The following is an 11467-nucleotide window of genomic DNA, read 5'->3' as shown; positions in this document are numbered from 1 at the left end:
CACAATAGCTCATAGGTGTTGTTTTGCGTCGATGAAAAAGGGAGAAAATAGCGCTATTGAACACTACTGCATTTCCTTGCGAGCGCGGGCGGCATCCTCGGGGTCGTTTGCACTTCCCCGTTTTACATCGGTTGCAGTCATACATTCAAAGCAGCCGAATACTACATTCTGGTTATTGCCAAACACGCGGGTAAACTGGGGTGTCACAAACGAGCCACAATTGCGGCATTGAGTTTCGGCCGTCTTGTTGTCATCGGCTTCTCGAGTTCCCATCATATCTATCGACATCGCATCGGTTCATTCTCAGGGTACTACTATTATTATCCAGGGGTTAAGAGAATGAAATTGATCGGAACAATGAGTAGAGGAAAAGAGTTTCAACGGTATCATCGCCAGGTTATGTAATCTCTATATAAAAGAAATTTTTTATAATTAATTCTGGTATAGATGGCGATGCTTGGAGGTAGTTTCACAGAGGATACTGATACAGAGATGTGATTTATTTTCCTAGCGGCTTGCGAAGATTCGAGGAGAAAAGCCCGTCCTTTAGCGCGCGGAGGATGTCAATTTGAACCCGTATGTTGTACACAGATGGTTGTGTACTCACGATGTAACCGCTAAAGCTTGTAGTCAGGTAGATGCGGATTAAAACTGCTATCTGATCTATAAATATCGATTATTGGCTACAAAAAGAGTGCTTATTGGAATGTAAATTGAGCACTAGAAATAAACGCGAAAAGGCTGATGACAATTGCTGCAAGACTGTAGGTAGAGATAGCTGAGATTCCAGGGAAATTCAGCCAAGCGGCCCCAAATAGCCCAGCACTCATAACCGTTGCCCACCGATAATAGCTGAACCAACGGTCATCGTCTATTGGTGACTCGGAGTTCGCCGTTTCATCAGTGGTTGTGTCGGTTGTTTCAAAATATGGGTCAAATTGCTCAGCAAGTGGCCCTCGCTCGACGCTACCACGGCTTTGGTTATAATTGATGATACCTTCTTCATCAAGTTTCGGGAGGTGGGATTGGTAGAGTGCAATATACACACGTTGACGCTCTTTCGAAGCAAGCGCTTGTACAGTGGTATCGTTCTCCCACGCAGCAACTTGTTCGGCGAGATCGCGCATTTTAACCTCATCACGATGTTCTTTAAGGTAACGAAGTGCGTACCGCCTGCGTTGGGTTTGTAGGATATGAAATATTTTATCCTTTGAAAGCCCTTCTGTCTTTTCTTCACCTTGCAGCTCTGATGTCTCAGGGAGAGTCTGCGTCGTAGCGCTCATTTTGACTTCGGCACAGACCAGACACGGACACTACATAAAATAATATGTTTCTCTCGATTTCTTATGGTCCGTTGCATACCGTTTACGTCTTGCGATTGTACGGTTTGAACGGAGTAAAATTGTCTATAGATTATATTAGTATTCCAACAATTAGTTGAAAAAATCACACTTATTAGTAAGGATCTAATTGCTGTTTATTGATTGTATAAGTGTCACAAGTGTAAATAAGATAACAATAATTCCAGTTGACTGCATAGTTGTAAGCTTATCGAGAGGCCACAAATCAAGTGCAGTACAGGTAAATAACAGCGTTGAAAGGATTGATAGACTAAGATAATAGTATGCGTAGTGGAGATTGTGTGTAGTCATCCGATGTTCGCTTTAACACCAGAGTACAGATTCATCACCAAACCTGGAATTTGGCGTATTTCAGGCCTTCTCGACTGTCTGAGATACCGGAATCCTGTCCGAAACTGACCTTCGTTGAGGTACTGTCTCGCAAGGATGTAGTTGTGTGCACCGGTCACGTCGATGCCCTGGCGTTCGAGACGCTCGACTTCGTCAGCGAAAGTTCTGAGATAGTGTACATCCGCTTTCGCGACTGAATTTGCTGGAGGCGACCCGGTCTCATATCGAAGGAGAAGTGTCTCATCCACACAGGCAAGTTTCCCGTGTTTGAGCACGCGAATGAGGAACTCAGGATCTTGGAATCGGTCAAACGACTCATCGAACCCATTGATTTTCCGCGCCACTTCGCTTGTTACGAGCAATGTGGAACCAGCGCTGGTATGGAGACTATCACTGAGAAGTGGGCCGATGAGTTCTTTACCTCCTTCTGCACCTTCTGTTTTGTTCCGTCGAGAGATGAGTTGTGTCGCCCATTTTATAACTGGGTTTTGGCCATCCGGGTGAACAGTTTCAGCTTTACAGTAAGCAGCAATCCAGTCATCAGATCGCATTTCGAGGGTAAGGACTTGCTTTTCAAGTTTTGTTGGTAGCCAGACGTCGTCTGAGTCGAGGAACGCCATATATTTCCCCTCAGCGTGCTCAATACCGGTGTTTCGAGCGGCACTAGCGCCCTGATTTTCTTCGTGTTTGAAAAACCGAATTCGATCGTCGTCATACGATGCGACAACCTCTGCCGTATTATCGGCTGACGCATCGTCTACGATGATGAGTTCTAAATCTTCGAGCGTTTGTGAGAGGACGCTTTCGACGGTTCGAGGTAGGGAGTGTGCCCGATTATACGTCGGTACGATAACGCTTACTGTCGGGGGCATTTTGTTGTCCTTTACTCCAATTTCTCAGGGCTTTATTATCGACTTGCTAATCGAAGAGGATGATAATGAGTGAACTACCCCCACCTACCGCGCTCGGGGTTACTCACCCCTTGCTTCTTGAGGTGAGGGCTTCCTCGTTCAACGATAAGACTTGCAGATTCACCGGGAATCCACAGCGGTCTCAATCTTTGAAGGCGTGGATTCGGCCCGTCCCATGCCTATTTTATCGCACTGCGCAGTGCGTGCGAGGATTTGAGTTTTCAACTCCTCTACTAACACGCACAGTATCGCCTCGTGTCGATAGTACATCAAGCTATCGTACGTCTAAGAACAACGAAGACGGCGGGCGTATCCCCTCTCTACCCGCGCCTTCGCGCTCCCTGAGGAAGGGGCCTTACCCGCCTGCAATTCAGGTAAAAGGGCTATCAGATATATTAGCGTGAGCGAATCGAACAAGAGGATAACTGAGAGCGATTGCTACTGAAGAACTCCTGTTTACATGGAAAAACGCCAGACCATCGATACTGACGATGTGACCTAGTCCTTTCCCGTGAGAATTAAACACTCCCGTTAACAGTGATCACTAGTTCGCGTTATGCAAATGGTATTGGTCCGTGGGAAAGGCCGCACGCTTAGCCACCCGATAATAAACATCGATGAAAGTATACTGTTGAGCATGTCGAGCGACGCGCATTCTCAAGTAGCCGAACCACCAGATACCGGAGATATACCCTTGGATCACGATCTGGAGGCACTAAGGGACAAGAACCTGCTCATTGTCTCTCACAGTTACAACCACTTCGTCAAGGGTCAGGTAGACGTTCTTGCTGACTATTTTGATGAGGTATATGTACTTGTACGGTACAACCGGTTCGCGGATATTTCTGAATATCTCCCCATCGATTACGCAAAACCGTTCAGTAAGAACGCGAAAATCAATCAGGAAGACAAACCTGACAATCTCACTGTTATCAGCACACCGCTCCTCTACTTACCGATCGACCTCCATCGGCGTTATCTCGGCGACCAGCACGCTCGAAAAGTGAAAAAGATCGTCGCTGACCTTCCCATCGATTTCGATGTGATTCACTGCCATCTAACCTGGACTGCCGGCTATGTCGGAAGCATTCTTGGACGCGAACTCGGAATCCCATCGGTTCTTACCGTTCATGAAAATCACGACCTGTTCGTCGAGCAGCTCGAATCCTCGAATCAAAAAATAAATTGGACCTGGGAAAATGCCGACGCTATTGTCCGCGTAAATCGGCAAGACCAAAACACACTTCAGCAGTTCAACGACGAGGTGTATTATCTTCCAAACGGATTTAGTCAGGATCGACTTCGTCGAGTGCCACAGACCAAAGCGAAAGCGGAACTCGGAATCAGTGATGAGACACAGTTATTGTTTGCACTTGGACACCTGAAAAAGCGAAAAGGATTCCAGCATCTCATCGATGTCATGCCTGCCATCGTCGAGCAGGAGGAAAAAGTGGTTTGTGCAATTGGTGGTCATGGCGGAATGCGATCTGAGCTTGAAGAAAAAATCGAAAAGTTGGGTCTCGAAGATCATGTTCGGCTTCTTGGATACGTGTCAAACAATAGCTTAAAATATTGGATGAGTGCCTGTGACGCCTTTGTCCTCCCAAGTTACAGTGAGAGCTTCGGTCTCGTCCAGCTTGAAGCAATGGCCTGCGGGTCACCCGTCGTTTCCACTATTAATGGCGGGAGCGAAGAAGTTGTTACCTCCGAAGACCACGGGTTTCTCATTGACAGTCCGGAGAACCACGACGCACTTATAGATGCTATGATTCGTGCGCTTCGCAAAGATTGGAACCGAGATGGTATCGAAGCGCACGCGAAACAGTTCACGTGGGAGCGTGTCTGTGTCAATATTGCGCATCTCTATGCCGAATTGCTCGATATTTAATACCCTCCCGCCGTAAATGACGAGAATTCCTTCATAGGATATCGGGGATGTGAACCTCCCTGCCCTACTCGGTCTGACGGTCTCGTTGAGGACGGGGCTTCCTGTTTCGATGACGCGCTTTGTAGACACAACCGTGTCCGTAGGGAGCGCAGTCTCCACAGGCGTTTCTTCGGAGTGAACCACTCCTACTTTGGCGAGTCTGCGAGCAAGAATGTTGTACGCGGCGTTGAGATCCCTGTCCGCCTCGAACCCGCATGAGGGATACGAGTGCTCACGCACCCATAGCGGCTTCTCGGTCGAAATGCCACAGTTCGGACACTCCTTCGCCGTCCCTCGTGGATTGACAGTGACGAAGTGCGTACCCTCGCGTTTGTACTTGTACTCCAACATCGCACGGAAAAGAGACAATGGCGGCACTGTCTCCCCCTCCCTACTCGCTCCTTGAGGAAGGAACCTTAGCCTCTGTATTCAAGTGAACTACCCCCACCTACCGCGCTCGGGGTTACTCACCCCTTGCTTCTTGAGGTGAGGGCTTCCTCGTTCAACGATAAGACTTGCAGATTCACCGGGAATCCACAGCGGTCTCAATCTCCGGAGGCGTGGATTCGGCCCGTCCCATGCCTATATTATCGCACTGCGCAGTGCGTGCGAGGATTTGAGTTTTCAACTCCTCTACTATCACGCACAGTATCGCTTCGTGTCGATAGTACATCAAGCTATCGTACGTCTAAGAACAACGAAGACGGCGGGCGTATCCCCTCCCTACCCACGCCTTCGCGCTCCCTGAGGAAGGGGCCTTACCCGCCTGCAATTCAAGTAAAGATAGTACCGGCATGAACAGTTGGAGCCACTATCGCCACGCTGAGATTCGGCCCAAATCGGGAGCATTTGATGTTATGGAACGTATAATAATATAGAAACGTATCCTTTTCGAAGGTACATGACCATCTCGGACACTGTTCGACGCGTTAAACGTGGGATTAAAGAGCCACATCTTGTCGTTCGAGAGTTGAATAAATACTACTATAGACAAAGAGAATCGAACGACGGCGTAGAGTTTTTTGATGAAGACTGGGACAATCTCATTATCCTTGATGCTTGCAGATTCGACACATTCGAAGAAACTCATAATCTTCCAGGAGAGCTTCAGTCAAGACAGACCAATTCAAGCTCGACACCAGATTTTCTGTACACGTACTTCGATGGTGCAGACCTCCGTGATACGGTCTATGTGACAGCGAATCCACAGCTATACCGAAAACGCGACCGGATAGATGTGAAACTCCATAAGGTCATCAATATCTGGCAAGACGAAGGATGGGACGACGAATTTAGAACAGTTCGTCCAGAAACGGTTACAGAGATTGCGGAGCAAGCTGCCAAAGAGTTCCCAAACAAGCGAATCGTTGTCCACTTTATTCAACCACACTACCCCTTTATTGGGCCGACTGGAAAGGAATATTTAGAACTCGATTCGCTTGACTTCTGGAACCGTCTTATGACTGGTGAAGTTGAGATCCCAATCGACATACTCTATAAGGCCTACGAAGAGAATCTTGAATTAGTATACCCATATGTGAACCAATTATTAACAACGCTCGAAGGGAAGACCGTTGTAACAGCAGACCACGGCGAAGCGTTCGGTGAACGGGCGTGGCCGATTCCGATGGCGGAGTACGGCCACCCGAACGAAATTTACATCCCACAGTTAACGACGGTTCCGTGGCTCGTCTATCAGAATGGCAACCGACGGACTATTACGACAGGAGCAGAAGATGAGGATATGGATGAGGTATCGGTTGATGTTGAACAACGACTTCAGGATCTTGGTTATGCCTGAAGACTAGCCGATCCATAATAAAGTCCCCATAGAGATATAGTGATGATAGATACTGGTACGATGAGTAGCGCATTAACGGTGATTTTATGCAACGAAGTATTCTAAGTGGCGTCGTCTCGGTTGCCGGGACTAAAGTGTTGACACTCGTTATCGGTATCCTTACAACTCCGATTCTGTACCGGTTACTCGAACCGGCTGGAGTCGGTATCTATACCACCGTCGTTTCGGTCTTTTCACTCTTTATGATTCTCGTCAGTTCCGGTGTGACGGATGGTGTTCGGAAATTCATCGCCGAAGAGCGAGAGATGGACTGTTGGGAGGCACATGTTGTTGGATTTTATTTTCGGTTAGCGCTCCTTCTCGCCGGTGCTGGGGCAGGAATACTCGCGCTCCTGACGTGGAGTGGCGTTATTGCACGAATTTTTGGACCGCAATACGAGTTGTACTTCTACCTGCTCTCAGTGATGACAATAGTCAGCCAGTTCAGAGCATATAGCCGCCGAACGCTGATGGGATTCGGACTCGAATGGTACTCTGAACCACTGAAAGTCGTTCAACGAGTAGCGTTTGTTGTGGTTGCACTCCCACTAGTCTACATTATGAAAGGCCGCGGCCTTCTCGAGATTGCCGTTGCTGGCGCGCTTGTTGGGAAGATTGCGTCTGCGGCCGCAGTCGCGATTATCGGCTTCATCCTCATTTTTAAACGAGTATCGCTTCGGAGCCTGTTTCGTCCAACGCCGAAGAAGTTCCCACGTCGCCAAATGCTGGCGTTTAACTCTCTTTCCATCGTTCTGATTCTAATGTTGATGTCTCTCTACCATGTAGACATTCTAATGCTCCAGTCTATTACGAACAATTTGCAGGTTGGGTACTATCGAGCCGCACTCAAACTCGCAGAGTTCCTGTGGTTCGTTCCGTTGGCCCTGCAAACCGTCTTCGTTCACTCAACGTCAGAACTCTGGTCAAACGATAGAACAGAAAAGATATCCGATCTAGCAGCACAGACAACCCGTTATACGTTCCTTCTCACGGCAATCATGGCACTTGGCCTTGCTGTTCTCGCCGATATCGCTGTCCCAGTATATTTCGGATCACAATACACGCCAGCGATTATACCGCTGCTCTTGTTACTACCCGGTGCGCTTGGGTTCGCCGTCGCCCGTCCAGTTCTTGCGATAGCACAGGGAAAAGGCGAATTGAAATATCCGATTGCTGCGACCGGATCGGCAGCAGGTATCAATCTCGTATTAAATGCCATTCTCATCCCACGGTTTGGGATGCATGGCGCAGCAGTCTCTACGAGCATTGGATACGGCCTGATGTTCGTGTTCCACCTTTGGAGCGCTCGAAAAGTTGGATTCGATCCCCTCTCTGATGCTCGTCTTGGTCGCGTCCTCGCAACAACATTGCTCTCCGCACCACCAATTTACCTGCTCGCCCGTCTTCTTGACGTACGCCCAACCGTACTAGGTATTGAACTACCACTGGCGCTTGTTATCATCCCAGTAGTCGGTCTCATTATCTTCCTCTTTTTCGCCTTTGCACTCGGTGCGCTTGACCTCCATGAGGTTTTAGATCTACTCACTCCACTTCCAGAACCACTCGGCTCAACCGCTGAAACACTCAAAACAAAAGTTAATAAAGATACCATGTCATCCGACTCAATGCAAAAAATAATGGTCGTTGCCGGAATCCTGCTCTTCGTTTCGGGAATCGGATACGCGTTCCTCGATCCCGGATTCGGCGGATTCGGTGATGATTCCGATCCAGCATCGAACATGACTACACAGCCGCCAGTGAGTACGACGCCCGCTGGACCAACCGATAGTACAACCCAGTCATCCACAACCACGGAGGAAACGACACCACCGGACAGTACGACGAAACCACCGTCTACAACGCCACCGGAAGAGACAACTCAACCTCCGTCGACCACAACCAGCACAACTCAAGCTCCATCGACCACAACCACTACGACAACAGCCCCATCCACAACAACGACTACAACCACAACCCCAACGATAACCACAACCAGTACGACACAACCACCATCGACTACGACTACCACGAATCAGCCTCCGTCGACTAGTCCAACTACTACAACTAGTACGAATCAACCACCATCGTCGACAACCAATACAAACCAACCATCGACTACGACAACCACTACACCCAATTCCCAATCTACAACAGCGCCCTCATCTACGACAACTACCAGTGGAGATCTACTTGGCATAGCTTCAACAACGACATCTGGAACAAGCACGCAGGGAAGCACATCGACAGTCAACACGACACAATTTTAACGCTTATTCGGTAGTGAACTACTCCATCTAACCGCGTGCAGGTTGAGCCCTCACTTGTTACGGCCGGAGATTCCTGTTTCTGTGTCAGAACGTGTAGAAAACGATTCCACAGCGTTCACAAGAGCTTAGCTCTTGTGTGGCCCATTAGAACCGATGGTTCTGCAGACGGTTCCAGACTTCGTCAGCGATTTCCTTTAAGGGGTGGTTCGGAGTGTCTCACTCTGACCGGATGACCACTCAATCACCACACTGATGCACGCTTGTTGTCGCGTTTGAACACCAGACGTATTAATTGACATCCTCCCCGCCCTCAAGGGCGAGGCTTTCTCTCCTGCAATTACGTAAGTATCGTACTACAACGTTTGACCACAAAGGGAGTACGGCTTTGCTGTGACGTCCTCGCCCGCCGTAAACGGCGGGGCTTCCCCACATAGGAGGAACCCGGCATGACGCCGGTTCGGTTTCAAGACGCCTCGCACCACGTTCGTTGGGACGGGGTTCATCCCTCCGGTGGTGTGTCTTGTGGCACCGTCACCAGTGCTCCTATCCCGAAGCGAGTCATTGCCGCGCAGTTTCTCAACGCGGCTCTCTCCCAACGGGTTACCCTTGCGGGAGGCCGTTATACCGTTTTTACCCGGCTTTCTGGTGGCACCTGCCGAAACGGACTTATGAGCACCCCGTCCGGACACCCGGACGGCAACCCTCTGCATGCAGACTTTTACCTTTGCCATCAATTAGTTGGTTCGAGAACTACTAAACGTTTACGTTGGGATTCCTACCGGCTGATTAACGTCGGTAGTGCGGTTGAGCGTACGCGATTCACGCTCGCCGTATACGGCGGGATTCTCTCACTGTTTAAAGATAGTTCCCTCGGTATTCAGAGGTTTCTTACACAGTATCGTCACCGAAGTAGTTCTAACGACGTCCGTAGGTTCGTTCCACAGAAAAACAGGCATTGAGTAGCCGTAGAAGACACGTTTGTTCGCCGACTGTGATACAACATCGAAGGTATTGACGCACTTCACGCATCGCCGCCTTCCTGTTCAGCGAAGGAGTGTTCAACAGCGCCTTCAAGGCGCTTCCCACCGTACCAACATAGTAGACACTATTTTCTTCTCGAAGGATATTTGGGAAAAGGCTTTGCACGCTATTCATAGGCAATGCGATCGAACATCGGTGCAATACAAAACCGCATGACAGCAAGAGGATTTCAACATATCAACATAGTATAAATACGTCTACATCTGCAAAATACATCAAAACAGAAAACAGCGCGCTCACTGAAGTTGCATCAGTGGTGGGATGAGACGTGGTAATTCAAACGAAGAGACCTCTTTCCTCCAAGTCTGAGAGTGTGACAACGTCGACGTTGCTCTGTTTAATATACTCTAAGACCTGCTTGAATTTCTGTTGCGGGAACCCATCGCCACCGATTTTGTGGAATAGAAGTGGCGACAACTGTTTGTACCTGGCTGCATAGTCGATCATCTGTTTGGTCTTTTGCAGGCTACCGTCACCGTACATTCGCGAGAGGACAGCGTCCTTCTGGATGACGGGAACTGCATTTGGTGATGCACCGAACGACATCGTTGCATCGAAGTGTTTTTGTGCGAGTTCGAATGTCTTTGGACCCAGAATGTTTTTCGGGACAGCCATGTATTTGTGGCCATTATACCCGTATTGTTTAAGCCAATTTTTCGCATCTAGCATGAGCTTTTCTTGCTCTTTTGCCGGTCGCTGGTCCAACGATGTTGCTTGGGCGTTCGGGTGAGCAATCATGTCCCATCCGTTTTCAGTCATCTTTCGCATATTGCTTTGCGTGAGAAAACCGTCATCATAAACGGCATCAGTAATAACGGCGTCGACACCCGGGAAGCCGTATTGCTTCATCATCTTGAACGCCTTGGTGTACTGCGATTTGAGACCATCGTCAAAGGTGAGCATCACCATTCCCTTCTTTGGTGCGGGCACCGTTTTCACATCGTCAACGAAAAAGTTGACTGGTTTGCTTGAGTTGGAGTCGTTCGGGCGACCGACGATGCGCATTTGGTACACTTTTGAGAGGTCAACGCTTTTTGGGCGCTGCGCACTCGTGACACCAAGATTAACACGAACCCATTTGCCTTTCGGTCCGTATAACGTGCGCTTCATCTCAACGATGTGACCGCGATCAGGTGCGAATAGCTGGACAGCGATCTTCACAAAGTCGTGTGAAGTACATTTGAAGGCAAGAGAGAGATTTTTGTTGCTGAGATCCGCAGGTCCACCATCCTGTGCAAAGTCTGCACGGAATATTTTTCCTGCCTTTGTCTGTTTGCCACCGATAATGTGCGCTGATTGTGAACCTTCGTATTTTTGCTTCGTACTCTTTTTCAGTGTGCCCTGTCGTTCCATGGCACTCCACGAACCGAGCTTTTCGAAGCTCTCGAAAGTCTGGGGACCGTTCTGTTGTCCATTGCCGTCGGACGTGGTCTCCGCGGACGTAGTCGTAGTGGAGGGTGTTCCCTGATCGGTAGTGGTTTCGGTCGTCGTCTCACCGTCAGAGGATCCAAAGATCCCCGTACAACCGGCAAGACTGAACGAGCCAGCTGCACCCACAGTTGTCAGGAACGTACGTCGCGTTTGTCGTTTCATGACTACTCTACTAAACCAGACATAGGTATTTTCTTATATGGAACTTAATCGCGGTGTGTGAATTATTATGCAGGGGTGAAATTGACTCACTTCAGACCGTTTATACTGTTTCCAACGGCGGGAAAATAGGGAGAGTGTGGACTAGCCACCAGATAATTAATAGGTGGGGTTGATTGGGTGATTTTGATGGCGTCAGA

Annotated in this window: 8 protein-coding genes and 1 pseudogene; 3 read left to right on the top strand and 6 right to left on the bottom strand. The window is 48.9% G+C overall.

Annotated features, from left to right (window positions below):
- Positions 1–63: 63 nt before the first annotated feature.
- The 3 genes from LIX15_RS33790 to LIX15_RS24625 all read right to left on the bottom strand — a co-directional run bounded on the left by LIX15_RS33790 (position 64) and on the right by LIX15_RS24625 (position 2563).
- Positions 64–273: a DUF7563 family protein gene (locus LIX15_RS33790; protein ID WP_438267231.1), complete on the bottom strand. Its 210-nt coding sequence runs from the start codon at positions 271–273 to the stop codon at positions 64–66.
- 425 nt (positions 274–698) lie between these two features.
- Positions 699–1283, bottom strand: a complete 585-nt coding sequence (locus LIX15_RS24630; protein ID WP_227777559.1) for a DUF7344 domain-containing protein — start codon at positions 1281–1283, stop codon at positions 699–701.
- 365 nt (positions 1284–1648) lie between these two features.
- Complete coding sequence (locus LIX15_RS24625) at positions 1649–2563, bottom strand: glycosyltransferase family 2 protein (protein ID WP_227777558.1); 915 nt, start codon at positions 2561–2563, stop codon at positions 1649–1651.
- A 676-nt stretch (positions 2564–3239) separates the two neighbouring features.
- Here LIX15_RS24625 and LIX15_RS24620 point away from each other — a divergent pair.
- Positions 3240–4490, top strand: coding sequence for a glycosyltransferase (locus LIX15_RS24620; protein WP_425556747.1), 1251 nt, complete (start codon positions 3240–3242; stop codon positions 4488–4490).
- Between the two features lie 81 nt (positions 4491–4571).
- Here the strand turns inward: LIX15_RS24620 and LIX15_RS24615 are convergent.
- A pseudogene (locus tag LIX15_RS24615) lies at positions 4572–4889 on the bottom strand (zinc ribbon domain-containing protein); the annotation flags it as partial.
- A 541-nt stretch (positions 4890–5430) separates the two neighbouring features.
- Here LIX15_RS24615 and LIX15_RS24610 point away from each other — a divergent pair.
- Entirely contained in the window at positions 5431–6330 is a 900-nt protein-coding gene (locus tag LIX15_RS24610; protein ID WP_227777556.1) for an alkaline phosphatase family protein, read from the top strand.
- Positions 6331–6416: 86 nt separating this feature from the next.
- Positions 6417–8636 carry an oligosaccharide flippase family protein gene (locus LIX15_RS24605; protein WP_345410994.1) on the top strand — a complete coding sequence of 740 codons (2220 nt, stop codon included), beginning with the start codon at positions 6417–6419 and terminating at the stop codon, positions 8634–8636.
- A 353-nt stretch (positions 8637–8989) separates the two neighbouring features.
- On the opposite strand, the gene LIX15_RS24600 is transcribed toward LIX15_RS24605, so the two are convergent.
- Together LIX15_RS24600 and LIX15_RS24595 are read right to left on the bottom strand one after the other, a co-directional pair.
- Positions 8990–9346, bottom strand: a complete 357-nt coding sequence (locus LIX15_RS24600) for a hypothetical protein (protein ID WP_227777555.1) — start codon at positions 9344–9346, stop codon at positions 8990–8992.
- Between the two features lie 607 nt (positions 9347–9953).
- On the bottom strand, positions 9954–11030 hold the full coding sequence (locus LIX15_RS24595) for a polysaccharide deacetylase family protein (RefSeq protein ID WP_227777554.1): 1077 nt from the start codon (positions 11028–11030) through the stop codon (positions 9954–9956).
- Positions 11031–11467: the final 437 nt, after the last annotated feature.

Source organism: Haladaptatus pallidirubidus (assembly GCF_020700235.1).
GTDB lineage: Archaea > Halobacteriota > Halobacteria > Halobacteriales > Haladaptataceae > Haladaptatus > Haladaptatus pallidirubidus.
This window is presented reverse-complemented; position numbering and strand designations above follow the sequence as displayed.